Source organism: Atlantibacter subterraneus (genome assembly GCF_007570865.1).
Classification (GTDB): Bacteria; Pseudomonadota; Gammaproteobacteria; order Enterobacterales; family Enterobacteriaceae; genus Atlantibacter; species Atlantibacter subterraneus.
The window spans coordinates 191,597-215,842 of the sequence record NZ_VLPS01000009.1; the positions used below are offsets into that span (position 1 = coordinate 191,597).

The window sequence follows — 24,246 nt, forward strand, 5'->3', positions numbered from 1 at the left end:
TCCTTTCGATTAATCGACGATGCTGACGCCGTCGCTTAGCGCAGCCTGCTTGCCTGCACCATCCAGAGCGTCAAACGCACCGCGTTTCATGGTTTTTTGCCCGGCCTGATGCTGCGACTGGAGGAACCCACCGCCGCTGTTGCCGGACGCTTTGAGGATGTAGTCTTTCTGCGGATGTGACTCGACCAGGGATTCCAGCGCTTCATCGAAGCCAGCCAACTCGCCGGGCTTGGTGCGGGAGAACACCTTATTCCCCTGCCCGTCGTAAGCCACCACCTGGCCGTCTTCGATTTTGAAGTTCTGGCCGAAGTAGGAACGCACGAACTCTGTCGGGATTGCCATCTTCTCGGAGATAAACTTGGAGCCACCGAAGCGGCCGCCGATCATCTCGTCGTAGAGTTGGTTTTCCAGCTGTTTGGTTTTGCCGTTCGCTTCGTCCAGCTGCTGCTGGTAAACCTTGGTGATCTCGGCCTTTACCTGGTCAACCGCGCCCGCGTCGATCAGTTTTTTCTGGTCGATTTTGGTCATCATTTCCAGGGCTTCAAGTGCCTTGGTCGGGTCGCTGATGCCAGCGAATTTCGCGAGACTGGCTTCCGCCGCTTCCTTCGCCTCGCGGTGAGTTTTGGCTTCACCGTTCAGGGTGGTGATTTTTGTCATCGCTGCGACCGCGTCGAACGGGATTTCTTTGCCGTCGGCATGGACGTACACAGGCATACCGTTTTCAACGACCACATTGCCGTTAGCATCAAGTTTGAGTTTCATTGTTTAGCTCCAGCCTTCCGGCCATTGGTAATAGGTCATCCGACCCGGTCACCGCGTCGCATCCGCTCAGCGGCAGGCATAAAAAAGGCCGCCCGGAGGCAGCCTGATGTTGATGAGGTTTGTATTACTCGAACGCCGACGCATCCACGCGGCGCAGTTCGTCCAGGGTCAGAAACTCCCCGGCATCATTGAACATCTCCGGCACGGTGATTTTGCCGTCGCGAAGCATCATGGCGCGGGTGACGCCCAGTACTTGCTCCTGCCGCGCGTACGGTTGCCGGGTAAGCCAGTCAGCATAACTGGTATGAGCTGGCACCTGTCCGTCCATTGAGGCGCGTGTGGCGCTGCTCAGTTCGCCTGAGGCTATCTGCAACTCCTCCCACGATTTCGTGATCAGGATTTCACCAGAGCGGCAGCAGAAGTGGATTTTGCCGGGGCCGCGCAGGTACGGCACCACATGGCCCAGCGGCTTGCCGTCGAGGGTGTAGAGCTTGCGGTCGCGGATAATGCACCACTGGCTGGTATGCGTATCGAGCGTCGAAGACCACTGCTTGGCCTTCACGATATCGCTGTTGGCCTGGGCGAACTCCTGGCGCGCCGTGGCGGCCATATGGTTCACTGCAGTGCGGGTCACCACCGCCAGGTCGCGGCGGGATGCGTTGATAACCCCATCTTCACGGTTGAGTTTCGGCGTGCCGGCAACGCGCCGGACAATCTGCTCTACCGTTTCGCCCTGGAGGAAACCGGAGCGCACAGCGTTGGTGATTTTGTCCAGCCGGTCGGCTTCAAGCTTCTGTCCCCACTCTTTCAGCAAACGCCCCTGGAACGGCTGCGCCACTGCTGCGGCATAAACCTGCTCAGGTGCGATGCTCTGTAGCGGCACATGCTTAAGGATCTGTTTCGGAATGATGCTGCTGAACAGGTCCAGTTGATACCCGGCTTCATACTCAACGTAGCGCGTCAGCTCTCGCGCCAGCGCATCATTGACCGGTTCATAGGCCTGTTGGTTCAGGTCACGTACGCCAGCCAGCAGCGAAGCGAGGCGGCGGGCACTGTAGGTATCGGCACGCTTGCCGTCCAGCAGCACCAGCAGTTTGGCGGCCAGGTCATTATCCATTTTATTCAGCAGCGCCACCATGCGCCGGGCAACGCCATTACCGTAGCGGGTCACATACAGGCCATGCGCTATCGTCTCGTCCTGGAGCCTGGCATTGACGGAGCGGGCCATATCACACCTCGCCTGGTGGCGGTTCAGTCAGTGAGGCTGATTCAGCGAGCAGCTCGCTCAGCACCACATCGGGGTCTGCATCAGCATCAATGATGTTCAGCTTCTGTAATGACTTAATCGCATCCACCCGGCGAATATCACCGCCCTGGCGCAGCGACTGAATGGCCAGCGCCGCAGGAGGGTTGAACTCCTTCGACTCAACATCCAGTTCAGTGCGGACATCGACACTGCCGCCGTCTTTCTCGCCGATGTACTCGGCCATGATTTGCAGGATGTTGTCGATCGCGTCTTCCAGGCTGGTTGCCATCGTGTAGAGGGGCGACTGTTCCTGCATCTTCTCTTCCGAGGTCTGGTCAACAGACTTGGTCGAGGTGTTATCGGTACGCAGTAACTTAGCGCCCGCCTGGCGCATCTGTTCCACCAGGTCAGTCAGTGACTCTTTGCCGGCACCGATCGCTGCTCCAGAATGCTCGGTGTATTCCATTCCCTGTTTTTGACGATCGGAGAATGACGTGGCCGAGGAGGAGCCAATCACGAGTTCCTCTCCCTCCTCGAGTCCAAACACTGACAGGATTGGAACACGCACCACGTGCAAAATGTTGTCCTGCTCGCTCTGGCTCTGCCAGTGCTTGACGTTCAGCAGCGCCATATTCAGAAGCGGCGGAGAGCCGCACATAAAACCGGTGCGCTTGGTGTAGAGCGTGACCAGCGTTATGTCCTTGCGGGATGTGGTCCATTCGTCGTGCAGCGCCCAGTTCACCTGACCGTCGGCACCAGTGGCCTTGCGGTAAATCCGCACCTGCCCGGGCGTCAGCAGGCGAATCTGCTCGACCTTTGTCTGCCCAAAGTCGTCACCGTGCTCGACCACCACCTCTTTGATGCGCAGCTCGGTGAGCGTAACCTTGCCGCCGGTCATCTTCGACTTCCAGCCGATCACCTGGCGGGGATTCAGCATGGTGACGTATGGGCGTGCGCCGGTGGCCTTTTCGTCGGCTTTCGTCCTGACCTGCTCTGCATCCACCCGCGGATAGTCCACCAGCGCATGAGACAGGCCATATTGCATCGCCAGGCTGAAGAACGCCTGCGCCCATACATCGAGGCGACTGCCCTCCAGATCCACATTCTTTGCGAACTCACGAAGCTGGTCCGGGACGTTCTCGCCCAGTTGGATAGGCTCAGCGAATACGCGACCAACGTTCTGGTTGATGGTCTCTTCGTAGGCAGGAAGAAGCGTGGCCACAGCCAGGCGCTTTTTGTAATCCTCTTTATCCTCTTTCGGCCAGCGGGGCAGATAAGCCTCGCCAAGCTGGCGCATGTATAGCGTGCCCCCCATCAGGGCGTCGTTAATGTCCCACGCCTGCACCATGTTCCCATAGTCCAGATTGGGTGTTGAAATATCAGGCATGGGTTAAAGCCTCAGGCTGGTGACTTTGCCGACTTTCTTCGGCGGTGAATGCAGGACGGCGTATCGCGTGCCATCCCAGTCGTGATCTTCCTGCTGGGTGTCTACATCGTCAGGGTTCTTACTGTCGCGAACGAGCACCGGTACGCGGCTTATCCAGCCCCGGCAGTAGTCGAATACGTAGAATGCTGGCTTCTCAGGCATGCCTGATTCCAGCTTCTTACCTTCAATGACAGCCTCAAGCATGTCAGCAAACAGGGCCGCGCCGTTCACGCGCGATCCCGGTTTCTTGTTGGATGGAACCCACTTAACGCCCTGCGATTCCATTTTCTGGGCAATGGAGAGTTCTTCATCTCCAGTGTTGTAGATAGCCCCGTCAGCCGGGCCAGGTAGAACCTTCTTGCAGATGCCGGGCATGATGTTCAGTTGCCCCTGAGTTAGCCCGTTGAGTTTTATCTCCTCGGGCTCAGCAAGCTCTTCGCCCACCAGCCGCTTATCCACCCACGCTACGCCTTTGGCGACATTCGTGGATGACATGTTCAGGCCCTTGTTCAGCTCGTCAGGAGGGCAGCCATACCATTCGCCAATCAGGATCAGAGACCCGGCAGGCGGGCAGAACTGGCGACCATCCGGCAGCTCGGCGGCGGTGCCGTCGGCACGCGCCCACCAGAGGTTGGAGAACGGCTTCGATTCTCCCCAGTCATGCGAGCGGTCAACCGTCCAGCTATCCGGGATGCGGAACGGCTTGATGACATGCAGCGATGCGTTCCACAGATGGTCAAACCGCCCGCCGCTGGTAACGTCCCAGGAGCCCTCTACCCACGCCTTGCGCCGGTTCGGGTCTTTGATAGCCATCAGCGTCGCGATGTACTGCGGATCCAGATATGGGTTTTCTTTGAACGAGCCGTGAATCGCAACGCGGGTTAGCGTCACATCCTCTTCGCGCTCAGTCTGCGGGTTAAATACCTTCTGCGTTTCGCGAATGATGGTGCCGCGTGGCGCTGGCTCGATGAAACGCTTCTTCACCCAGGTATGGCCGATGCCGAACGGGTTGGTCGTGCTGAACGTTTCTAGGGGGATCGGCTTCAACAAACTGCCGTCCGGCAGCGGGTAGTTTTCCGGGCGGAACGACGAACGTCGGCAGGAGAACATCATTTCGTAGAACTCAGCCGACTGCTGCTTGGTCAGCTCGTTGAAGCCGATAAACGGGAACTCCTGACCGTGGTAGTCCCAGTAATCGCCTTCTTCTTTCCCGAAGCGAAACAGCAACTCTTCGCCGGTTGGCCACACCCAACGTAATTCACTGGCTGATGCCAGATAGCGCGCGCCGTCGTTAAACAGGCGGTACATACGCTTTGACTGCGTAATGATATCGGTGAGGTTTTTATACTCGGTATCGAATATTACGCCGCGCCAGAACGAGCCATAGCCCAGGCCGACCAGGCGACGGAAGCGCGCCAGCTGCGCGGCAGTTTTACCCGGCCCGCGCGTACCCTCATAGAGGATTTCGTTACACGGGCAGCTCAGGGATAGAGATTGCGACCCCGGCAAAGGTTTCCAGACGGCTTTGTAATTCATCCACCAAGAACCTCGCTCTGCTGTTTCTGTGCTGCCGCTTCCCAACTGTCCACGTTGTCGCTGGTCGGTACCAGCATGACGTTGTGAGTGACGTCCTTAACGGGCTCTTTCTCACCAATGTCATATGCCTGACGTTCAAGGCCCACAAGGTTTTTCATCGCGTCACTCAGCGCTTTCAGTGCTTTGACTCGTTCCGGCATGCTAATAATCGAGTGATAAATCTCGTTGAGCTTATCGCGTCCATTCTCGTCCGGTTCCAGCATCAGTTCGCCGAGCTTACGAAGAGAAGCTACGTCGGCACACTCAGCATCTAACTCATCAAACAATGCGTTGGTTATCTCCCTGGCCCGGCGGATATCACCGCGGTGCTCCATGCGTACCGTGGCGATAACCTCGGCAGTGGCCTCTATCAGTACGCGCTCAGAAAGCACTGTTTCGCTGCGTACCTGTTTGCGTACCTCTGCTTTGCGTACCAGATCGTCGGCGCGTTCTTTCACCTTTGCATTCAGATCGCGTGACCATTCATCACGTTTGGCACGCTTACGGATAGCGCCTTCGCTGATACCGTGTTGTGATGCTATCTCTCGGAGGGACATCACTCCGGCCCGGTAAGCCGATTCGATAGCCTCCCAGTCCGGTTTGCTCATTCGTTACTCCAGTGTTTGTTACGCCATTACGATGGGTCTGCCCATGATGATCGCAATAAAAAACCGCCCGGAGGCGGTTAGCTTTGTTATGGCTGTTTATCACCAGATTCAGGTGCTGAGCCAGTATCGTCTTTCTGGTCTCTACCGGCTTGCCCTGGCTGGTCGTTTTTAACGTTATCAGGAACAGGGCTGTAATCAGGATGGTCCCCTTCGACTGGGCGATCGGTCATACAAACCTCCTTTCTGGTTAGAAAGTCTTAAGTGTAGACAATCGGTGAGCCTTATCTGCAAGAAGGGAGATGATCTTCTTTAATCATATATAAAATAAGTGAAATTTATCACGGAAGCGCTTATGGGAGATATCTCATATCAGGGCAGCGGTCCATTGCTAAGTTTAAAAGGTAACGAAAATGCATTTGCATACCCTCTGAAGAATCTGGATTTCCTTCCGTCTGAGGGTTTTTTTTAAATTTCATGGCAATAAACCAGGATTCTTCTTAATCACCCTCGCTTACGCTTGTTAATGAAAGGTTAACGCCCATAATCAAAGTTCCTGCCACGACAGGAGCTGAAAAACCAACGTAAGATCTTTGCCATTAAGAAAACAATAACAGTACTAAGTACTGATAGCCCTACTCCGACTCGCCCCATGCACGGGGCTTTTTTTTGCCCGAAACACCGGTTAACGGTTCACGGCGTTATACCAGGCCTGCCAGCGGTACTTGTCGAGTCGCAGCTGGCGCAGGCATTCTGCCGTTTCGATATCCGCCTGCAGGTCTGCGTCGCTATTGGTACCCGCGTTACTTGCCCTGCACGGCTCCTGCATCAAATCCGCTGATGGAGTTGGCAGCGTCGATGGCACGCTGGCGCAGCTGCACAGCAGTATCGTCAAACTGGCACACAGTACGATCCGGAGACTGAACATATTTCACCACGTCGCGGGTTATGGTCCGGTAAATCACCTTCGCCCCGGCACTGGCCGCAGCGGCTTTCTTCTCTACCGGCTGGATGGTTTTCTCGGCCTTTTGCTTTTTGTCCGCCGCCAGCGCGTTAATGTGGTCAGCGTGAGCATTCCACCCGGAACGCCAGGCGATAAGTGCCGTGGCAGAGATGCTGACCACCAGCGCCAGCAGCACATATCGCCACTTCATACCAGCGCACTCCGCGCCCGGTTATAGCGCTGCCGGCGGTCTTCAATGCCGTTATGGCCACCATTGATAATCTGCGTGACGCGCGCCAGGTCGCCGGAGTAAAGCAAACAACCGCTGGTGGCGTAGAACCATGCCGCTGAACGCGCCGCGTTGCGGTCCTGCTCCAGCAGCTCGGGACTGGTGACCAGATCGAGTTTCAGCGCGGTACCGCATTTTGTGTAATTTGCCTGACCGGTGATCTGAATCAGGCCGCGTCCGCGATATTTCCAGCCATCACCCGGTGCTTTGTTGCCCAGGCGTTTGCTGTACACAAGATTTGCGATGGCACACTGGCGCTCCAGCGGTAACACCTTTTCATACGAGCGGCGGCCCAGCGCATTAGCCTGGTCTTGGGTGAGTCGCCCGGCGCGGACGAAATCGACGAGGCCTGCCACGCTGTAGTTCATGCTCTCCACCAGCCGGGAGAAACTCACGGACTCGTGTCCGGTCTGGGCGATAAACATCGCCTGATCAGTCGGTGCAGTGATGCCGAATTCTTTCATCGCCGCATCGATGTGCGGAAACCAGCGCGCAGCTAATCCGGCGCTTATACCAGCCGCCTGCTGAAATTGTGATTGTTTCATTCAGACCTCAGGACATAGAAGAGCCGCGCCACATTCCCCCGTGCCCTGAACACGGCAGCGCAGATAATCAGATTGATAGTCACGGTTGCCCAGTGGGTATGCAGGTAGGAGTCAAACAGATACCGGAACGGCACCGATGCATACGCAAGAATAATCAGGTAGGCCAGCCATGACGCCCACGGGTTATGGCGCCCGCCAGGCTTACGGAACATCATCAGGCGCAGAACAATGGCGGCACAGGCCACCACGTTTGTCAGCACCAGCGGATCGTTAGTTACCATTGGTTCCCCCTCTCCAGCGTGCCAGCAGCTTCAGCGGGTCCTGTTCACTGAAAAACGTCAGTGTTTTGATGGCCACGGCAGAAAGAATCACCGCGCCGAGCGCATCCAGCGGTTTGTCGGCATAGCCGGTTATGCTCGCCAGCCACGAACCCACCAGCCCGGAGCCATAGACACCAGCAAAATACGACACGACGAAATACGCGGAACGGCGGAAAATCGTCAGGTCGGCAGCGGTGGCCACGTAGAACACGGCCCCGGCAAACGCGCCGAACACCACGCCGTAATCAGTGCCGGTAAGCAGTCCATAAATACTCGCGCCGGTCAGCGCACTGCCGGCAGCCGCGGTACCGGAAAAAGGTTCGGACATTACGCCCCCTCGCTATTGATGAGTCCTCTCGAATGAGGGGAAATAAAAAAGGCCCACCGAAGTGAGCCTCAACTGAGAATGATTTTGAGATGTTAATGCAGCATATCGCGTTTAATAACCTCTTCCGGAAGAGGTGTTGCCGCAAGATTGGGAAGATCTGCTTGGGCAAACTCAAGCTGAATAAAACGTAATTCTGACATACGCACTTCAGCTCCATTCGGGTACCTTGCGTACCTGGTACCCTCAGAGTCTGTTACATCAGAGACCAGAACTGGATAAAGTTTTTCCAGTCCTGATGGCTGGATGTGCTTGATAAGCATCGGGATTGGATAGAAGGTACGGGAAGTTCGCATTGGAATGCCTGATAAAGGATAGGTACCTGAGCCTAGCACTTACCCCATGAATAGATAGTTTTTATCTATAAAAACTTATCAATTAATAAGAATTACCTAAATAAAAAATTTTTATCAAATTTTACGAAATTATGCTGCTCGAAAAGCAACCGAGCTGATAGTCATAAACGCTCGCGTGGATCAAAGCCCTGGATGCACTGCAGAAAAACCCCTCTCTGATATTTCTGCGCCATCAGCACATAAAAAAAGACCTGCTCGGACGAACAGGTCATATCAGGTAGAACATCTCTCGACGGCGCCAGGTGCCTCCCGGTGAAACGCTGACTGGATGCATCGTTTCGCATGCTTAATCAATTACAGGTTATCCAGTAATGCCCCTCCGCTCAGGGGGATTCGCCATCATTTTTTTATTTTAATGACTGTCAAAGAATGCTCTTTAATCATAGTGCCCGCTTCGATGATTTCAACTCTGACAGTTCATATTTAGCCACTCTGCAGACATGATCACAAACCGGCAATATGGGTTCCGCGTCACTCCCCGCACTTTGTCTTATTAGCGTAGGGAGTCGAGTCCATAAAGTAAAAAACCCCGCCGCAGCGAGGTTCTTAATCTGGTTAACGTCACGGGCGTAATATCCCATCGTTGAGACGAGATTAGCCAAATTCCGCCACGTTTGCAACATGCTAATTTAATGCGTCACCCTCCTTAAAACACTTTGTGCGAGCGATTCCTCAATGTGACACTGCTCAACGAGTCGATCGAACAACAATTTATAGTTTCGCCGCCAGGTGGTTTCTGTTACTCCGAGCGCCTTAAATACCTCCGTATCTTTAAGTCGGGGGAAGCCGCGCCCTTTGCATCTGGGGCACTGTTTGTAAACCGGCACCCCCTGTAGCTGTGATTTCTTTTTATCGAGCACTTCGCCACGTCCACGGCAACGGCATTCGTTCTTCACCTTTCCTTTCCCGTTACAGGGCTGGCAAATCACCCGCACCTGTTCGCGTACCGGTTTCCATTCTTCCCAGTCGGAAGGTGAGATCCCTTTTGTGGTCCTAACCCACTTCGGCGGTTTGCCGTCAGGCCAGGTAACCTTGTTGGTAAAGACCTCTGCATCAATAAACCCCTCCCCAGCACAGCTGTGGCATGTCACCAGACTTGCCGCGCTCAGTGAATAGTCGCGGAATACAAAACCAGCCAGAATTCGCAGGAAGTTTTCTCGCTCTGCTGCCGTCATTTTCTGAAGCGACTGGTTACGGCTGGCGCGCCGTTCTGCCAGTCGGGTTAAAAACGCAATGATGTTATCCGGTGCCAGCACCCCTGCTTTGGCGAGATACAGTTCGATACCGACAGATGCTTTTGAATTCGCCAGGCCCAGCGCGGCCATCACATCGGTTATTGAAAGTGCGTCGCCGCTCGTCCCACATGAAACGGTGCCGGGAACCATTGATTTTGGCGCAAAATACTTCGGTAATGACTCAAGCTTCATCCCGCAATCCTCATTGCTGTTTTAATGTAATTTCTCAATATTCGGTAATCCGTCAGCACCGATCCGCGAAAGCGGTAAATTCTCAGGCGCTGCCAGTGGAGGCGGATAACGTCTGTTTTGTAATTTTCTCTGTTCACCGCTTTCCCTCTCTCGTTGCGTACCAGTCACGTACGTACCCGAGCGCCAGCAGGGCGATCCAGCCAATCTGGTAATAATTTTCGGTAGTCATGAGGCCTCCTGCTGTTTGAGTTGTCTGAGCTTTGCGCGGTATTCATCGCGAATTCGGATGAAGTCTTCGCGGCGATAGTTGGTCATCGGGTGCGGGCCATTGAGCCAGTCGACAAAGGCCTGTCCGTACCGGGCCACCAGCCCGGCTTCATAGTTTTTCGCGACAGTGGCTTCTTTCGCCGTGTACTTCCCGGCACCGCCGTTGCAGCGCTTGCACTGCTTGTGGGCGTTACGCTCTTCAAAGCGAAGTTCAGGGTTTGCACCCACGGTTTTGTAATGACCGCAGTCCCACTGGCCGCCGTGCAGGTCAGGCGGGTTTAATTCCCCGCAACTGATGCAGGGCAGATGCCGGTCCCGGTACCGGATATAGGCATTGAAGGCCTGCTGAGCCTGAGCTTTGAAATAGGAAGCTGGCCTGAGTTCTTCGCGTTTCGCGCGGCGGCGCTGACGCCCGGCTTTCTCCTCGTCGCGCTGAAGCTTCAGGGCCTTGCGCTGTGCATCAGCCTGGTTCTTTGCGGTCTGCTCTTTGCCTACAGCGCTGGCGCATTCGAATGAGCAAACGACCTGCTCGTTCCGTACCGGGTGAAACCACTCCCTGCAGTGGATGCATTTTCGACGAGGTTTTTTAGCCATACTCACCCCGCAAAATTCATCAGCTGCGCAGCGGCGTTCTCGGCCTCACGCTGATCGCGAAACACGCGGGACAATATCCAGCGCCAGAGCACATCCAGTGCGGCACGGTAGAGCTGCTGGAACTCTGTCTCGTCCATGCTGGCGAAAGAAATGCTGCGGGGGTGTTTGCGGAGGGTGCCGTCAGGCAGTTGGATAGTGTCGAAATGCCCTGACTCGATGGTGACCCAGGCGCGATACGCATCGAAGGATTTGCACAGGCTGATGCCGTTGGTAATGCGGCGGCTGGCCACCTGTTCCAGATACTGCTCAGCGGCATCCAGCAGCGCGGTTTCGCTCCCGCCGAACGATGCCAGGTACTTCGCATAGCCGGTTACCAGCCTGCGTTCGTTGGATGAGATAGCGCCGCCGGTTGGCTCCCAGTATTCGAAGCCGAGATTCAGCAGAGCAAAGAAACGACGGTGAAAGGCCGGGTTACGGACCTGTTTGAAGTCGGCCACCAGCACGGCACCGAGCTTGATTTTTGATTGCAGAAAATCGCTGGTCTCCGGCGTAGCGGGGATCAGGATTCCTGAGGACTGCTTGATGAGTTGTAACTGCGCCATGGTGTTCACTCCGTGGCGCAGCAGGTTTACCGGCTGTTCAGACCGATGAGATCATATTATCAGATGGTCTTTGGATGCGGTAGCCGAGATCTGTGAGAAACTGCACAACAGCGGTTGGGGTGAAAATAATTTCTTCATCAAGTAAAGGTCGCATGGAAATAAGCCCCCCACTTTTATAAACAAGAAAACGATCACCTCCCGGAAAACTACATAGCACCGCGCCATCCGCCCTTCTGACAACGTCATACCAGTCAGGATCAGATGATTTTGAAACACATTTTCTCACAGCTTCCCCCTGTTCAGCTTCAGGATATAGTTCAACGTTCAATCAGTAGAACCACTCGTCAGCACTTTCCCAGGTTTCCTGCAGAATATTTGCGACCTCGTCTTTATCGCCTCCGATAACACTGAGCCCATCATTAGGTGCCCGGCGAACGGTGAGCTTGCACCCATCGAAGCGTTTGTTTAATCGTTTTAAAAGCTCGTTTTCTAACGCCGGGATCGCGCCATCAGGCAGTTTTTTTGTACGTTCGATAGTGACTTCAACCTTCATGATCATCCCTCTCATAAAAATACTGTATAAACAAACAGTACACCCATGCGTGAGAATTATCAATCCCAGAAAAGCATTTTTTGTGAAAGTTACACCGTTGTTTCTACAGCATTTTATATCAGCAACAAAAAACCCGCCGTAGCGGGTTTGATTTTATTAATGCTTAGTTCTTACAGGAAAAGACCAGCATTTGTAGCCGTATGCGTGAGCATCCAAAACTCGGCGCTCCGAGTCAGGAGTCCCCGCTTTAGCTCGCGCCTTGCGAAAACGACATTTTACCCAGCGGAAACCAGGTGGGAGCGGCTTTGTTGCAATTTCTTTTAATGCCATAAATAAACCCTGTCTCAGGTGAGCACTTCCCTGAAACTTGATAAAAATATGGGGATCCGCTAATGTACTGTTGTCTAGGCAGTACAGATTGCGGGTGCTCTAGCATCCCCAATCCGGGCCCTTCCTCGCCAAAGGAAGGGCTCAAATTCATTTTACGACCGCACATACGCCTTCAAAATTGATAGCACACGCTCGGCTTCTTCCATCGTAATATCAGTAGGTAAACCCTGAACTGTAATCATCGTTCCTGTTTCTGGTCGAACAACGATCGGCAAGTTAAAGGTTTGCACTTTCTCATTTCTTGCCCCTTTAGCTTTTTCAAGCTTCTGTTCTACCGCATCAAAGCCATCTAAATTTCCTTCGGTATCTGCCGTGTTGATTAAAGTCCCCACTCGCGTGTACTCCTCAAATTTATTGACAGCACTTTTGAATCGACTTCGATAGTTATGAATGGTGGATTCGCTGGGTTTGTTTGTCTGAGTTTCAGCATAATGAGTAATAAGCTCTTCAACATTCAAATCACGAACGTCATCACTATCACTCGTATCAATAACTGATAACAGCAGCAGCGCCGAATTCTTTAGATTGCGAGCGGTTGATTCGTTGATAAGCCCCAAATTAGGCAACTTCATCAAAAAATTGAAGAATGCTTGTGTTGAGTAATTATCGTTCATAAGCATCTCTCATAAGTGTTCATATGCGTAGTGTAGATTCAGAGGTTTTACCGATCAATGTTTTTTTATCGATCGATCAATCTTTTTTGCAATCTAACAAATCCCACACTTAAAAAAAGCATTATCATGCTTGTATCAACTCGTCCAAAAATTAAAAAAACAACTTATTTTCATTTACTTATACAGATCTACCATTCTGACAACCTTATTAAATAACATTTTAAGCACACTGAAATTAGATACAGCTCAGCATAGACCCCTCTCCACATGATCTGAGTTAAAAGCCATTAACTGCTTGCTTAAGCTACAAGAGACGCCTTACAAAATTCTGGTAGATTCGCCCGCACCAGAGCCTCGGCGAACGGCGGCGGTACCGCATTGCCGCATCTAGCTACCTGTTTATCTTTGGCATACTTCACGCCGCGATAGTCGCGGTCGATGATGTACCACTCCGGGAAGCCCTGCGCCCGGTATAGTTCGTGCGGTTGCAGCATGCGCATACCGATATCGACGATGCGGTAAGTGATGCCGTCAACGGTCACCAGACCGTCGCAATCCTCACCGCAGTATTCCCGCAGGAACGCCAGCACCTGCGCCGCGCGCTGCTCGTCATACCCTTCTGCTGCCAGTGTGGTTTTCACCTCCCCTACGTGCTGGCCACCAGCAGTGACCGTTGGCGTAGGTTCGTCTGTACGCTGCCCGTCCCGGCACGTGCCGCGTAACTTCACCAGATGTGATGTGACCAGACCATGGTGATCCGTGGTAGTGACCGTATGCGCTGGCTCATTCATAGCGGCGCCGGGCCCGGAATAATTGCCGCCGTAGTGTTTCGCCAGGAACGCGCTTACAGTGGCAAATTTATTGCCGCCGGCGGTAACGGTACCCAGTGGGTTGTCCAGTTGCAGCACGCGCGGTTCCTGCCCTGGGCGCTCTCCATATCCCATCTGAATGAGCGTCGGGGTCACCAGCTGAGATTTGCCGCCACCGCCCGCCGTGATAGTCGCGCTCGGCTCGTCGACGCGGTGTCCAATGCTGGCACCGAACTGGCGGGCGATCACCGGCGCAACGACGCATGCTCGTGACTCTTTCAGGATGGTGTGCATAGGTTTATCCAGCGGGCGAGGCTTTGCCTGGTACTCGCTGCCGCCGCTGCCAGCCAGGAACGGCGCAAGCGCGGCTTCCACCACACCCAATGCATGCCCATTGCCGCCCGGGCGCGTTGACGTACCGGCAGTGATTGTCGGTACCGGTTCACAAACCTCCTGCCCGGTTGCGCCGGTACGGAATTTTGTCAGGTGCGGTACCGCGACGGCATAGCCATGCGTTTTAGTGATCGTCTGCAGCGGTTCCGCCAGCGCCTGCCCACGGAAGCAGTCGTATTTTCCCTTCGTCGTGGTGTGGTTGCACTTCACGATAAACGGCGAGGCGCTATCAATCACGAACCGCTGAATGCCTCGAGCAATACGTTTGAGCGTGTTTTCTGCCAGCGGCTTTTTGCGATCGAAAATCGACGGCGCGGCGATTGACCAGTCGATACATTCCACCGCGGTGCGCCAGGCTTTCAGCTTGCCGCCCTGCACTGCTGGCGATTTTGGGTCTGCGTGCGTAGCCTGCGGCCAGGACACCGGCACGCCGTCGCACCGCATCACCATGAAAAAGCGTTTTCTGATTGTCGGCGCGCCGTAATCACACGCCCGCAGCTCGCGGTGATCAACAGCATATCCGAGCCCGTCCACCAACTGCTGCGCCTGTTCGCCATCGACGGCAATGCCCAGGAACTCACAGCATTCTGCCAGCGCCGGATGCCCGGCAGGTATCCCGCCGGACAGCATCCCGTAGAACGCCTCAAAGGTTTCGCCGGAGCGAGCCGGATCAGGACGCATCTCTGCAGCGAGCAGTGGCCCCCACGTGCGAAACTCCTCCACGTTCTCCAGCATCATCACGCGTGGCCGCACCGTTAGCGCCCAGCGGATAACGATCCACGCTAAACCGCGAATTGATTTTTCTACCGGCTTCGCGCCTTTTGCTTTCGAGAAGTGGCGGCAATCCGGGCTGAACCATGCCAGCCCCACCGGGCGACCTGCTGTTGCCGCCACCGGGTTAACATCAAATACCGATTCGCAGTAGTGCAACGTATCCGGGTGGTTGGTGGTATGCATCGCCACCGCGTTCGGGTCGTGGTTAATGGCAATATCCACGCTGCGGCCAGTCGCCAGCTCAATTCCGGTAGACGCCCCGCCGCCACCGGCAAAATTATCAACGATAATTTCTCTCACGCGTAGTTCTCCATGGCAGCGGCCAGCGAACGGGCCGCAGTGACTATCGCCGGTACCGGCATTTTTTCCAGCCACATGCGGTTGATGTGATGTTTTAGGCGACGCTGGTGGTGCGCCGGGAGATCCCCGGCGATTTCTACCTGCGAATAAACCATGCCGACTTCAGCGGGCCAGACGGTTTCCGCCACATCCACCAGCAGCAGGCTTTCCAGTTCAACAATGCGCTTTGTGGCGTAATGCATTAGGTGGTCTGGCTCGCCGCTTACGGCACCAGCACCGCTCTTAACGAAAATTAGCCAGTGCGTTTTGTCGTTTTTTCCCGTCTTCTGCCATACGGCGGGTTTCTCATCAGTGAGCGCTACGACCTGGCTCAACGGGATTTGCGTCTCGTTCCATTTAAAAATCAACACCCCGTTGGGCTTCAGAACGCGGAAAGCTTCCCTGAAGCCGGCGCGCAAATCCTCGCGCCATGTATCACGGTTAAGCTTCCCGTACTTTTTGCCCTGCCAGCCGTTGGGGCCAACACGTTCAAGATGCGGCGGATCGAACACCACCACCGGAAACGTAGCGTCGGCGAACGGCAGCGCGCGGAAATCAGCGATAACATCCGGGCTAATAACCAGACGGCGCTCATCGCACAGCACGTGCTCTTCGGCGCGAATATCGCAGAAGACGGCACGCGGGTCGGCTTTGTCGAGCCAGAACATGCGTGAACCGCAGCACATGTCGAGGATGACATGCTCAGTCATTCCAGGCCTCCAGCTCGTTCTGAATTTCTTCGTCGACTTCATCAGTGGTCGCATCTTCGTTCAGGTAATCACGAGCTTCTCTCAGATACTTCTCGCGGCGCTCGTCATACCAGGCTGAAAACTCTGGTGACCAGCCGAAGGTGTCGCCATCAAAATCAACTTTGGCGTTGTCTTCTGCCATTCGTTCAACCATGCAATACGCGGTGATTAATCCGCATTCCCGGATGTAACCGCGCAGATCACGCTTGCGCCACCACGGGTTTATTTTCGAATCGCATACATCGCGCATCTGCAATTCCCAGCGGCGGATGCAACGGGCGTTAAGTGATTTGCTCATACCCGCCCCTCCCGCAGTTGTGAGGCAAAACCGAAAAGCAGATGCTTAACCACGCCGGTTGATGCGACTGTATCCACGTTCAGTACGTTCTGGATTGCCAGTTCAACCCCGATTGCTCGCTGTTCTCCAGCTGCGGACTTCAGCGCTTCAATCGCGCTAACCACATCGCCAACGCCGTCTTCACCAACAGCCTGCATCATGGCTTTTTCCCACTCGATTTCGGCTCTGACAGAAGCGTCACGTTCCATGCAGGCAGTTCGGGCCGCTGCAAGTGCACCGTCCAGTCGCCCAGCCAGTTCAGTCAGCAGTTGCGCGGTCTGCGCGCTTTCATACTTTGCGGCCACGTAGGTGGCGCGAATTAACTGCTTATGGGTCATGTCTTTCATGCGCGGGCACTCCCGAAGATTTTATGTAGGTGATAGCCCTGCCAGTTCTGGCGGCATTCATCGCAGACGACGTTTACTGAGGCCGCTGGCTTTTCTGACTCGTTTGCTCTTGACTGAGCCTTTCGTGCTTCGCGGTATGCGATGCTGGTTGCCCTGCGCTTAGCATCACTGCGGCGGGCGCTTTCCTCGATATAGGCCTCGTAATCCTGAAAGGTCAGGAAGAAACCCTGCTTACCCTGTTTGAGAAACTCACCGTTCTTACAGGCCTCCTCAAGGAAAGCGCGGGTAATCCATTCGCTTTCGCGAAGCAGATTTTTCACCTCGGCGAAGGTTAGTCGATGCTGTTCTGCCAGCGCTGCCTGAACAGCTTTAACCCGGGCCTGGTAGATTTGCTCCGGAGTGCGGAAGTCCTGCGCCAGCCGATAAACGTATTTCCGCATGCGCCCAGAGCGAACCACGGTCCCGCTACGCAACAGGCCACCCAGCAATGTGGATGTCCGCCCCGGCTCCATATCGATCGCCGCTGCAATTTCATGGAGATGTCCTTCCCGGTTATCCAGGAAGTTGATAACGGCGTTCACTGAATTCGTTGTCATGATCACGCTCTCCCTGTTTTGAGCCCAAACTTCGCCCGGATTTCCTGAATTTTCGCCATCCCCTGCTCACGCGTAACTGGTTTGCTGCCCAGCACAGGCAAACGCGCAACCGGCTCAGGAATCACTTCACCAGCGCGAATGCGTTTCACCATTTTCGCCAGCTCCTCGCCAGCTTTGCGGTTAAGTTCCATGTCGGTGAGCCCGTATGAACGCATCTGCTGGTACAGGGTTGTGACCAGCCAGTAGCTGGCGCGGTATTTCACGGTGCGGGGGGTGATATCGTTGTCAGGCCACGGATAGGACTCCGCGTCGCTGTAACGGCTGCGGTTGCGGCAGTACTCGTAAACCAGCTTCACCAGCTCGTTCTGGTCAGGCAGACCCACGGCGGCGCTTTCCTCGGCGCGGCACCATGCCACGAACTGACCGGGCGACGGCATGAACGGTTTTTCCTGAGTGCGGGCAATGCGCATACCAGCGTCGACCTGGGCGAAGCTGGTGATCCCGTTTTCCGCAAAAGCCAGCAGCCACTGCCGACGGAACTCGTCGATATCAGCCTGGGTTTTAAAAACGGACATGCTGGCCGGGAACGCGGCGCGCAGCTGGCGAAACAAATCGTTGAATACCTGGGCGGCATGCTCCTGGCGGGGTTCGGATTGCTGCTCTGGCATACCCATAGCAACACGGCGCATCTGCTCACGATCGAAATTTCGCATCTCGGTACCAATGTTTTTCATGGCAGCAGACCCTCCGCCCAGTCGGTGTTATCGAAATCCAGCGGCGCTGCGCTGGCACGGGAGTTTTTCGGTTTACGTGCGCGTTGCGTGGTCAGCGTGTCCCAGTGCTTGCGAAGGCCGGACGGGCTCAGGATATTGCTGTCCCAGAAATCGTCCTCGCTGGCCCACACGAGCAGCTCACAAATCTCGCGGTGAGTCCGACGGTCAACCGTGCGCATCAGGCGAACAGTGTTTGCCCATTCAACCCATTTCGGTTCTGAAAGACTGGCATTGACCACCAGGAGTTTCTGGTAAATCCAGCGCGCGGCTTTGAGGTCGTCAGCCGTTCCCCAGGATTTGCCTGCCGGGGTGTAAATTCCGTCAGTGGCTTCGGGGTGACGGGAGAGAAATTTTTCAGTGGCGTCGTTACGGGATTCGTCAGAATTCCGAAACGAAGATCTTTTAATGTTTTTATTGTTGTTATTACCTTGTTGTTCATGATGCGCGGGTTTAAGCGCGGCTATTTGCTCGGGGTTATGCGCGGCATCAACCTCCAAACCCGCGCCGTTACTGGGTTCGCTATGCTCGGGGTAATGCTCGCCGTTATGCTCGGCTTTATGCGCGGGCAAATTGTCTATTTTTTGAGCGTAAAGCACATAATTTGTGATAGTGATCACCGTGCCTTTCCGACGTTCACCGGCGGTGGAAATCATCCCTTCTTTCTCAAAAAATGAGAGCATCCGATCCACCGCATGGCGGCTCGCTGGCTCTCCGTTCCGGTCGCATAGATTCAGCCCCAGATCGGCTGAGGTGGTCACCAGTTGTCCGGTTTGCAGTGGCCATTCACGCCCCTTAAAACTCGCTGTGTACGGCTGTCGGGCGGCGTTCAGCAGAAGGTTGTCCCACAGCGTTCGCAGGAAAACATCTTTAGACCAGGGTTGTTTAAGCACACTCCGGTACAACGGGATGAATCCGGTCTTCTGGTTTTCCATCCGGTTGCTCCTGGCGGCGGAATGCGCCGCGAAATTAGCGTAGGCGACATTCGACATAGCTATGCCTCCCGCGCCTGGTAATTTAAAATGGTGTTTGTCATAATGACCTCGCAATGACTACCCGTTTTTGCACCCGAAGGCCGTTGCTGTTCCACCAGCACGGTCTTCAACCTTTCAGAAAAGGCCTCGCTGTTCGGTGCGCTTAACGCGCTTTTCTTCAAACCTGTCGGCAGAAGTGGTTTGTTTCTCTGCCCACAATTTCGCGTGTCGTAAAACATCATCGAAAATTTTCCCCTTACGGCTTGCCTGAGACATGCGCCGGTATAAGTCCACAGCCTGGAATGCCCCCCCTGAGCCACCGGCACCGGAAAACCCAGGCGGATAAGCTCTTCGCGGACGTGCTTCTCGATAAACTGCTCATGGTTCATAAGCGTCCCCGGTTACATGACGCCCAGCATCGACGTGACCATTGTCATCAGCGGCCCGACCTGCTCGGGCATCAGGCGAAATAACGACGCGATCCCCTCGCTCACCTCTTTCAGCTTCTGATGTTCAGGCGCTTTCATCAGCACAGCCTGTTTGGCTTCCGCGCACTCTTTCATCGCCGTCGCTACGCGCGAAAGGACGTCTCCCTGTGGGATAAGACGTGTACGGAACTCGAGCGGGAGAACGTTAAGAATTGCCGGAGTTAACTCGCAGATGTTGTCGCGAGCGTAAGCGGTGTCGCCGTCCAGCCAGCGGAATAGCTTTTGGCGCTGGCGGTTGATTTCGGTCGGGAACTCCAGCCCACCGCCGCTGAGTTGATATTCCTCAACAATCAGTCCGGCTACCACGTCCTGGTTATCGATTGCAGCCGCCCATGCACGAACAGCCGCACGAAGCTGCTGGTGGGTAAACTCGGGCTTCGCCTGAGAACGATTTATCATCGCTACCTGAATTGTTCCGGTACTCTGTTGAAATTGAAGTGATTGCATGGTTACTCCTGTTTCGGAAGACCATCGGTTGGGTTGGGGTATAGATCGGGACGCAGTTCGTGTGGAGTGACTTTCCAGTCAATGGCACGTGCAACCTTCACAACTAACTCCCCGGGAACTTTGTTTTTGAACCAGCCATTGACCGTCTGAGCTCGGCGACCAAGGCGTCTCCCCAGCTCTGCCTGGCTGCAAACGGATAATAGTTTTCGTTGAATGCGTAACTTCATGGAGGTTTCTCTTGTAGTTAATTATGGCGACATAAAAGCAAATTAAATCGATAGTGTCAAATTATATCGATAATCATAACCTACAGAAAAAATCTGTATACTTGATTACTAGCCAGCAGATTTCCTTGTTGTGCAGACAGGTAAATGGGATGGGTAATGAACTTCGGAAAACGTCTTCAGCAGGCTATTAACGAACTTGGCATTTCACAGGCTGAACTTGGTCGACGAGTTGGCGCTAAAGCTCAATCCGTTAATGGTTGGTGTTCTGCAGGCATATTGCCGCGCGCAGAAATCTTGGAGCAGTTGCCAGCAGCAACAGGCCGACCGCTTTATTGGTTTTTCATGACCGATGAAGATGAGCTCGCGCTGAGTAAAGGATACTCAGCATTACCTGACCTCACTGAAGACCAAAAGCGAATGCTCATGCTGTATGACATGCTTCTGCCAAATGATCGCGAAAACATGCTCCGAATTTATCAAAACCGTATAGATGAGATGAAAGCTTGGGCTGAAAAACACGTAGTTGGAAAAATTTAGCGCCCCCACATTACCTTCCTGATCAACCCGCCTCGAGCGGGTTTTTTTACGTCTCAAAAACCCCTCTATATCGTTCACAGCAACCGATACAAATTTAAACATCAATTTAAATTGACAGCTATCGATTGAATCGATAATACTAACCACATCAAAACGCAGTAGCGACCACCAAGGCAGGACGCCCACGAAGTAGCGGCCCGGAGCATACGAATACCGGGATGAGGTGGAGTCATTAACACGCAGCAGGTTTACAAACGTTCCGCCAGCCGGGCGATAACGGCAGAGGATGAGATGGTTAATCAACACTACGGCACGATGCACATCATTCGCCAGTGTGTGGCACCGGGAATGCTGGCAAAGCACGACGGGCACACCTGGAGTGTGTCAGCGGTTCGCGGCAAATACGTTTACCTGCGCACCATGCGCGGCGCCACACGTATTAACGATTGTCTTGTGGAAGTTTTACTGAATGGCTGGGGTGATCCGATGATACACGGACAGGAAACTACCGGCGCGAAATGCGACTACTGCAAAAGCCCTCTTCAGCCTGGTGACGAAGTAAAAAGCACCCTGCTTTTACTGCGCGGCAATATGCTAGCCCGCGAAGAACGGCAGTACTGCTCCAGGCAGTGCGCCGAGCACGACCAGATGGCTCACGAGCCATAAACGCAAAAACCCGCCGAAGCGGGCCTTACGTCCGGTAACACCGACCAAAGCATACCGGAATTTTTCACCTAAACCGAAGGCGGCTCTTACAAGCGCCGGGGATCTTACAACCCAAAGGAGCTCAGACGCAATGAACACCTATGCGTTTCTCATTAAGGCAAAAGCGAAGTCAGGAGCAAAAAACCTGTTTTGCTGGCTCTCTGCAAAATCCGACTCACGCGCCCAGCGTGAAATCGAGAACATCCTGGAAGACTCCGAAATTGAAACTGGACGCGGCGCGAATTACCAGCTGCCGGTCCGTACAAACTGGCATGTTGTTGACGACCTGCCCGCCGAAGGCGTTCTGGATGATACCTGGTGCGATCGTTATGAACTCGGCGACGACGGTATTTCCTGGATCAAAATCATCAAAGAAGCTAAATCCGTGAATATCCAAGACGAGCGCGCGCAGCTGGAGGAAACAGCCGGAGGTAATGAATCAGGGCTTCAGGAACGCGCCGCTTCACACCAGTCATACACATTCGAACAGCGTGTACTGGGTACATGGCTTTTCGGCCTGTTTGATGAGCTGAGCGCTGAGCAAACAGGTGAAATTACTCGCCTAAGCATGGATAGGGACGCTACCTATCCCCAAAACGTATTGCTGGCCTGTCGCAGTCATGACCTTCGCCAGCTTCAGCATGTTTTCCCGGAAACCCTGGCTGACCTGCTCGCTGAGACAAAATCTGTCTGGCCTCTGGACGGCAAAGCTCCTCAGTTAGCGCATCTTGTCGCCTTTTTTGGCGAATGGATTAACGCTCATAACAACGCATGCGATACCGGCGGACATGGCAATCACCAGGTCCGTAGCGATGTAACAGCCAAATGGCAAAAGAAAAGCGGAACCGTAGTTACCCAACGCACTGACGTGGGAACAAACGCTGGCGGCGGCATCGTGACAGATCGCAACCCGGATTATGAGCACACTCTGGAAACACTGGATATTGAAATTGCAGCCGCGACGCTGCCGATGGATTTCGATATCTACAACATCCCGGGCGCTATACATCGTCGCGCCAAAGAAATCGTTCAGAAAAAAGAAAGCCCGTTCAAGGAATGGTCTGCCGCGCTGCGCAAAACAGCGGGCATCCTGGACTATTCACGCGCTGCTATTTTCGCCTTGATCCGTGGCGCCGCCGAGAACGTCCATCATTTCCCGGTCAGCCTACAAACCTACATCAGCGCGAACCTGAAAGAACACCAGCATGCCAAGCCAGATGCTGCAACTGTGGAGGCTGCGCAATTCAGCCGTGAATCCCTGGATAAACAACTTGCCGCTGACCGCGGCGAATATGTTGAGGGTATCAGCGACCCGGCGGATCCGAAATGGGATGAAACGCCACGTAAATCTTTCTGTACTCACGAAGAGAACTTACAGCGAGTCCGTGAAGAAGGGGCGCGCCGCCGGGCTGAAGAAGCGGCCGCACAGCCGAAGGTCGAAAACCTCGGCGCTGGAGTGTTCTCCATCGAAGGGCTGACTGGTAACACTCCGATTAATCCGGACAACGGCCCGGGAATGGGTGACGCCACTTATCAGGAAATGGCCGAAGGCCTGCGAGAAGAACTGGAGATTACCGAAGATGTGCAGATGGAAACGGCTGTCAGTAACGAAATCCCGGCTGGTACACCGATTTCAGCAGGCGAAAGCGCTGATGCAGATCATTCGCAGGCAGATGCCGTAACGCCGTCAGAAATTTTCGCGGCCGCAGCGCCGAGTCTGGCGAAACATGATCAGGAGAATGTGAAACAAAAACCGGAAAATTTTCATCAGAATGACGATCCTGCGCATCAAGAAGCCGAAAAAGTGAATCACATCGAGCAAGAAGAACATCAGGAGCCACCAGCGCCAGAATACCCTGCGTACTTCGAGCCGGGCCGCTATGAAGGCCTGCCGAATAACGTTTATCACGCAGCGAACGGGATCAGCAGCACCCAGGTGAAGGATGCGCGCGTCAGCCTGATGTTCTATCACGGTCGCCATGTAGCCAAGACTATCCGCCGCGAAAGCAGCGAGGCGCTGACGTTCGGTAGCCTGTCTCACACGATGGCACTGGAACCGGAGAAGCTTCACGAAGAGTTCGCGGTGTTTCCTGGCGTTCCAGAGGGAGCATTCACCACCACCGACTCCATGAAGGCGTTCATCCGCGAATTTAATGCGGATAAGCCAAAGGCCGAGCAGCTGAAGCTCACAGGCAAGAAAGAGGAACTGCAGGCGGCGATCCGCGCGGTGAATCCTGATGCCATTTTCGCTGATGAGTTCGAGCAGGAGTGGCGCGATAGCGTTGCCGGGAAAACCATCCTGTCAAATGAACAGCTGGCGCTGGCCACGGCAATTCAGCAAGCCCTGCTGAACCATGAATCGGCAGGAAAACTACTGCGACACCCTTCCCGCTCTGTCGAAACCAGTTACTTCGGCATGGACGACGAAACCGGTCTGGAAGTCCGTGTTCGCCCTGACCTTGAGGTTGAAATCAACGGTGTTCGCATCGGCGTTGACCTGAAGACGATCAGCATGGGCCGCGTTAAGCAGGACGGGCTGCGAGCCAGGTTGCACCGGGAAATCATCGACCGCGATTACCACCTCAGCGCGGGCATGTACTGCGCGGTTGCTGACTTTGACCAGTTCTTCTGGATCTTCGTCAACAAAGACGAGGGTTACCACTGGGTGGCGGTTATTGAGGCGTCGGATGATCTGTTGGCGCTGGGCACTCAGGAGTATCAGAAAACCATGCGCGCCCTGGCTCAGGCTTATGACACCAACTGCTGGCCAGCGCCAATCACAGAAGACTACACCGACGAACTGAACGACTTCGACCTGCGCCGCCTTGAAGCGCTGCGCACTCAGGCATAAGGGG

At 54.5% G+C, this 24,246-nt stretch carries 31 protein-coding genes and 1 pseudogene; 3 read left to right on the top strand and 29 right to left on the bottom strand.

The window, feature by feature from the left end:
• Positions 1-9: 9 nt before the first annotated feature.
• The 29 genes and pseudogenes from FND52_RS17935 to FND52_RS18065 all read right to left on the bottom strand — a co-directional run bounded on the left by FND52_RS17935 (position 10) and on the right by FND52_RS18065 (position 20,149).
• Positions 10-762 carry a DUF6651 domain-containing protein gene (locus FND52_RS17935; RefSeq protein WP_144132420.1) on the bottom strand — a complete coding sequence of 251 codons (753 nt, stop codon included), beginning with the start codon at positions 760-762 and terminating at the stop codon, positions 10-12.
• Positions 763-886: 124 nt separating this feature from the next.
• Positions 887-1,990: a phage minor head protein gene (locus FND52_RS17940; RefSeq protein WP_144132422.1), complete on the bottom strand. Its 1,104-nt coding sequence runs from the start codon at positions 1,988-1,990 to the stop codon at positions 887-889.
• 1 nt (position 1,991) lies between these two features.
• Positions 1,992-3,395 carry a DUF4055 domain-containing protein gene (locus tag FND52_RS17945; protein ID WP_144132424.1) on the bottom strand — a complete coding sequence of 468 codons (1,404 nt, stop codon included), beginning with the start codon at positions 3,393-3,395 and terminating at the stop codon, positions 1,992-1,994.
• 3 nt (positions 3,396-3,398) lie between these two features.
• Positions 3,399-4,970 carry a terminase gene (locus tag FND52_RS17950; RefSeq protein WP_144132426.1) on the bottom strand — a complete coding sequence of 524 codons (1,572 nt, stop codon included), beginning with the start codon at positions 4,968-4,970 and terminating at the stop codon, positions 3,399-3,401.
• Positions 4,967-5,617 carry a hypothetical protein gene (locus tag FND52_RS17955; protein WP_144132428.1) on the bottom strand — a complete coding sequence of 217 codons (651 nt, stop codon included), beginning with the start codon at positions 5,615-5,617 and terminating at the stop codon, positions 4,967-4,969. Before FND52_RS17955 ends, FND52_RS17950 begins: the two co-directional genes overlap by 4 nt.
• A gap of 86 nt (positions 5,618-5,703) precedes the next feature.
• The gene (locus FND52_RS21850) at positions 5,704-5,847 is read right to left on the bottom strand and encodes a hypothetical protein (protein WP_167509379.1); all 144 of its coding nucleotides are present in this window, start codon (positions 5,845-5,847) and stop codon (positions 5,704-5,706) included.
• 452 nt (positions 5,848-6,299) lie between these two features.
• Positions 6,300-6,443, bottom strand: a complete 144-nt coding sequence (locus tag FND52_RS21855; protein ID WP_167509380.1) for a hypothetical protein — start codon at positions 6,441-6,443, stop codon at positions 6,300-6,302.
• Positions 6,418-6,768: a hypothetical protein gene (locus FND52_RS17960; RefSeq protein WP_144132430.1), complete on the bottom strand. Its 351-nt coding sequence runs from the start codon at positions 6,766-6,768 to the stop codon at positions 6,418-6,420. Before FND52_RS17960 ends, FND52_RS21855 begins: the two co-directional genes overlap by 26 nt.
• Entirely contained in the window at positions 6,765-7,391 is a 627-nt protein-coding gene (locus FND52_RS17965) for a glycoside hydrolase family 19 protein (protein WP_144132432.1), read from the bottom strand. The genes FND52_RS17960 and FND52_RS17965 overlap by 4 nt, the downstream gene beginning before the upstream one ends.
• Positions 7,388-7,672 (bottom strand): phage holin family protein, encoded by a 285-nt coding sequence (locus FND52_RS17970; RefSeq protein ID WP_002433793.1) that lies wholly within the window; start codon positions 7,670-7,672, stop codon positions 7,388-7,390. The genes FND52_RS17965 and FND52_RS17970 overlap by 4 nt, the downstream gene beginning before the upstream one ends.
• Positions 7,662-8,039, bottom strand: coding sequence for a phage holin family protein (locus FND52_RS17975; protein WP_125292274.1), 378 nt, complete (start codon positions 8,037-8,039; stop codon positions 7,662-7,664). The genes FND52_RS17970 and FND52_RS17975 overlap by 11 nt, the downstream gene beginning before the upstream one ends.
• 92 nt (positions 8,040-8,131) lie before the next feature.
• Entirely contained in the window at positions 8,132-8,392 is a 261-nt protein-coding gene (locus FND52_RS17980) for a hypothetical protein (RefSeq protein WP_144132434.1), read from the bottom strand.
• A gap of 689 nt (positions 8,393-9,081) precedes the next feature.
• Positions 9,082-9,879, bottom strand: a complete 798-nt coding sequence (locus FND52_RS17990; protein ID WP_144132438.1) for an antitermination protein Q — start codon at positions 9,877-9,879, stop codon at positions 9,082-9,084.
• A complete protein-coding gene (locus tag FND52_RS17995) occupies positions 9,876-9,986 on the bottom strand; it encodes a YlcG family protein (protein WP_425277915.1) in 111 nt (36 codons plus the stop codon). The genes FND52_RS17990 and FND52_RS17995 overlap by 4 nt, the downstream gene beginning before the upstream one ends.
• A 118-nt stretch (positions 9,987-10,104) precedes the next feature.
• Positions 10,105-10,740, bottom strand: coding sequence for a recombination protein NinG (locus FND52_RS18000; RefSeq protein WP_144132442.1), 636 nt, complete (start codon positions 10,738-10,740; stop codon positions 10,105-10,107).
• Between the two features lie 2 nt (positions 10,741-10,742).
• Positions 10,743-11,342, bottom strand: a complete 600-nt coding sequence (locus FND52_RS18005) for a DUF1367 family protein (protein ID WP_144132444.1) — start codon at positions 11,340-11,342, stop codon at positions 10,743-10,745.
• A 37-nt stretch (positions 11,343-11,379) separates the two neighbouring features.
• Positions 11,380-11,670 carry a hypothetical protein gene (locus FND52_RS18010; protein WP_244290586.1) on the bottom strand — a complete coding sequence of 97 codons (291 nt, stop codon included), beginning with the start codon at positions 11,668-11,670 and terminating at the stop codon, positions 11,380-11,382.
• Complete coding sequence (locus tag FND52_RS18015) at positions 11,671-11,895, bottom strand: DinI-like family protein (protein WP_144132446.1); 225 nt, start codon at positions 11,893-11,895, stop codon at positions 11,671-11,673.
• Positions 11,896-12,377: 482 nt separating this feature from the next.
• Entirely contained in the window at positions 12,378-12,899 is a 522-nt protein-coding gene (locus FND52_RS18020) for a hypothetical protein (protein ID WP_244290587.1), read from the bottom strand.
• Positions 12,900-13,198: 299 nt separating this feature from the next.
• Complete coding sequence (locus FND52_RS18025; protein WP_144132450.1) at positions 13,199-15,175, bottom strand: DNA cytosine methyltransferase; 1,977 nt, start codon at positions 15,173-15,175, stop codon at positions 13,199-13,201.
• A 275-nt stretch (positions 15,176-15,450) separates the two neighbouring features.
• Positions 15,451-15,924 (bottom strand): annotated as a pseudogene (locus FND52_RS21975) (class I SAM-dependent methyltransferase); the annotation flags it as partial.
• Positions 15,917-16,261, bottom strand: a complete 345-nt coding sequence (locus FND52_RS18035) for a hypothetical protein (protein WP_144132454.1) — start codon at positions 16,259-16,261, stop codon at positions 15,917-15,919. The gene FND52_RS18035 and the pseudogene FND52_RS21975, both read right to left, overlap by 8 nt.
• Positions 16,258-16,647, bottom strand: a complete 390-nt coding sequence (locus FND52_RS18040) for a hypothetical protein (RefSeq protein ID WP_144132456.1) — start codon at positions 16,645-16,647, stop codon at positions 16,258-16,260. Before FND52_RS18040 ends, FND52_RS18035 begins: the two co-directional genes overlap by 4 nt.
• Complete coding sequence (locus FND52_RS18045) at positions 16,644-17,243, bottom strand: hypothetical protein (protein WP_144132458.1); 600 nt, start codon at positions 17,241-17,243, stop codon at positions 16,644-16,646. Before FND52_RS18045 ends, FND52_RS18040 begins: the two co-directional genes overlap by 4 nt.
• A 2-nt stretch (positions 17,244-17,245) precedes the next feature.
• Complete coding sequence (locus FND52_RS18050) at positions 17,246-17,977, bottom strand: replication protein P (RefSeq protein WP_144132460.1); 732 nt, start codon at positions 17,975-17,977, stop codon at positions 17,246-17,248.
• On the bottom strand, positions 17,974-18,948 hold the full coding sequence (locus tag FND52_RS18055; RefSeq protein ID WP_144132690.1) for a replication protein: 975 nt from the start codon (positions 18,946-18,948) through the stop codon (positions 17,974-17,976). The genes FND52_RS18050 and FND52_RS18055 overlap by 4 nt, the downstream gene beginning before the upstream one ends.
• Positions 18,949-19,007: 59 nt before the next feature.
• A complete protein-coding gene (locus tag FND52_RS21860) occupies positions 19,008-19,376 on the bottom strand; it encodes a hypothetical protein (RefSeq protein WP_167509373.1) in 369 nt (122 codons plus the stop codon).
• A gap of 12 nt (positions 19,377-19,388) precedes the next feature.
• Positions 19,389-19,922: a toxin YdaT domain-containing protein gene (locus tag FND52_RS18060; protein ID WP_144132462.1), complete on the bottom strand. Its 534-nt coding sequence runs from the start codon at positions 19,920-19,922 to the stop codon at positions 19,389-19,391.
• Between the two features lie 2 nt (positions 19,923-19,924).
• Complete coding sequence (locus FND52_RS18065; RefSeq protein WP_144132464.1) at positions 19,925-20,149, bottom strand: transcriptional regulator; 225 nt, start codon at positions 20,147-20,149, stop codon at positions 19,925-19,927.
• Positions 20,150-20,305: 156 nt separating this feature from the next.
• Between FND52_RS18065 and FND52_RS18070 the strand changes: the two genes are divergently transcribed.
• The 3 genes from FND52_RS18070 to FND52_RS18080 all read left to right on the top strand — a co-directional run bounded on the left by FND52_RS18070 (position 20,306) and on the right by FND52_RS18080 (position 24,242).
• A complete protein-coding gene (locus tag FND52_RS18070; protein ID WP_144132466.1) occupies positions 20,306-20,686 on the top strand; it encodes a helix-turn-helix domain-containing protein in 381 nt (126 codons plus the stop codon).
• A 486-nt stretch (positions 20,687-21,172) separates the two neighbouring features.
• Positions 21,173-21,352, top strand: coding sequence for a YdaE family protein (locus FND52_RS21895; RefSeq protein WP_208737521.1), 180 nt, complete (start codon positions 21,173-21,175; stop codon positions 21,350-21,352).
• Between the two features lie 130 nt (positions 21,353-21,482).
• Positions 21,483-24,242 (top strand): PD-(D/E)XK nuclease-like domain-containing protein, encoded by a 2,760-nt coding sequence (locus FND52_RS18080; protein ID WP_144132468.1) that lies wholly within the window; start codon positions 21,483-21,485, stop codon positions 24,240-24,242.
• Positions 24,243-24,246: the final 4 nt, after the last annotated feature.

Coding starts and splice junctions, on each gene's coding strand:
- FND52_RS17940 (WP_144132422.1), bottom strand. CDS start 1,990: ATGGCCCGCTCCGTCAATGCCAGGCTCCAGGACGAGACGATAGCGCAT.
- FND52_RS18060 (WP_144132462.1), bottom strand. CDS start 19,922: ATGCAATCACTTCAATTTCAACAGAGTACCGGAACAATTCAGGTAGCG.
- FND52_RS18020 (WP_244290587.1), bottom strand. CDS start 12,899: ATGAACGATAATTACTCAACACAAGCATTCTTCAATTTTTTGATGAAG.
- FND52_RS17990 (WP_144132438.1), bottom strand. CDS start 9,879: ATGAAGCTTGAGTCATTACCGAAGTATTTTGCGCCAAAATCAATGGTT.
- FND52_RS18050 (WP_144132460.1), bottom strand. CDS start 17,977: ATGAAAAACATTGGTACCGAGATGCGAAATTTCGATCGTGAGCAGATG.
- FND52_RS17935 (WP_144132420.1), bottom strand. CDS start 762: ATGAAACTCAAACTTGATGCTAACGGCAATGTGGTCGTTGAAAACGGT.
- FND52_RS18040 (WP_144132456.1), bottom strand. CDS start 16,647: ATGAAAGACATGACCCATAAGCAGTTAATTCGCGCCACCTACGTGGCC.
- FND52_RS18055 (WP_144132690.1), bottom strand. CDS start 18,948: ATGGAAAACCAGAAGACCGGATTCATCCCGTTGTACCGGAGTGTGCTT.
- FND52_RS17965 (WP_144132432.1), bottom strand. CDS start 7,391: ATGAAACAATCACAATTTCAGCAGGCGGCTGGTATAAGCGCCGGATTA.
- FND52_RS17945 (WP_144132424.1), bottom strand. CDS start 3,395: ATGCCTGATATTTCAACACCCAATCTGGACTATGGGAACATGGTGCAG.
- FND52_RS18000 (WP_144132442.1), bottom strand. CDS start 10,740: ATGGCTAAAAAACCTCGTCGAAAATGCATCCACTGCAGGGAGTGGTTT.
- FND52_RS17950 (WP_144132426.1), bottom strand. CDS start 4,970: ATGAATTACAAAGCCGTCTGGAAACCTTTGCCGGGGTCGCAATCTCTA.
- FND52_RS18070 (WP_144132466.1), top strand. CDS start 20,306: ATGAACTTCGGAAAACGTCTTCAGCAGGCTATTAACGAACTTGGCATT.
- FND52_RS21850 (WP_167509379.1), bottom strand. CDS start 5,847: ATGACCGATCGCCCAGTCGAAGGGGACCATCCTGATTACAGCCCTGTT.
- FND52_RS17980 (WP_144132434.1), bottom strand. CDS start 8,392: ATGCGAACTTCCCGTACCTTCTATCCAATCCCGATGCTTATCAAGCAC.
- FND52_RS18015 (WP_144132446.1), bottom strand. CDS start 11,895: ATGAAGGTTGAAGTCACTATCGAACGTACAAAAAAACTGCCTGATGGC.
- FND52_RS18080 (WP_144132468.1), top strand. CDS start 21,483: ATGAACACCTATGCGTTTCTCATTAAGGCAAAAGCGAAGTCAGGAGCA.
- FND52_RS17960 (WP_144132430.1), bottom strand. CDS start 6,768: ATGAAGTGGCGATATGTGCTGCTGGCGCTGGTGGTCAGCATCTCTGCC.
- FND52_RS17975 (WP_125292274.1), bottom strand. CDS start 8,039: ATGTCCGAACCTTTTTCCGGTACCGCGGCTGCCGGCAGTGCGCTGACC.
- FND52_RS18005 (WP_144132444.1), bottom strand. CDS start 11,342: ATGGCGCAGTTACAACTCATCAAGCAGTCCTCAGGAATCCTGATCCCC.
- FND52_RS21860 (WP_167509373.1), bottom strand. CDS start 19,376: ATGAACCATGAGCAGTTTATCGAGAAGCACGTCCGCGAAGAGCTTATC.
- FND52_RS21855 (WP_167509380.1), bottom strand. CDS start 6,443: ATGCAGGAGCCGTGCAGGGCAAGTAACGCGGGTACCAATAGCGACGCA.
- FND52_RS18045 (WP_144132458.1), bottom strand. CDS start 17,243: ATGACAACGAATTCAGTGAACGCCGTTATCAACTTCCTGGATAACCGG.
- FND52_RS18035 (WP_144132454.1), bottom strand. CDS start 16,261: ATGAGCAAATCACTTAACGCCCGTTGCATCCGCCGCTGGGAATTGCAG.
- FND52_RS17970 (WP_002433793.1), bottom strand. CDS start 7,672: ATGGTAACTAACGATCCGCTGGTGCTGACAAACGTGGTGGCCTGTGCC.
- FND52_RS18065 (WP_144132464.1), bottom strand. CDS start 20,149: ATGAAGTTACGCATTCAACGAAAACTATTATCCGTTTGCAGCCAGGCA.
- FND52_RS17955 (WP_144132428.1), bottom strand. CDS start 5,617: ATGAGCAAACCGGACTGGGAGGCTATCGAATCGGCTTACCGGGCCGGA.
- FND52_RS21895 (WP_208737521.1), top strand. CDS start 21,173: ATGATACACGGACAGGAAACTACCGGCGCGAAATGCGACTACTGCAAA.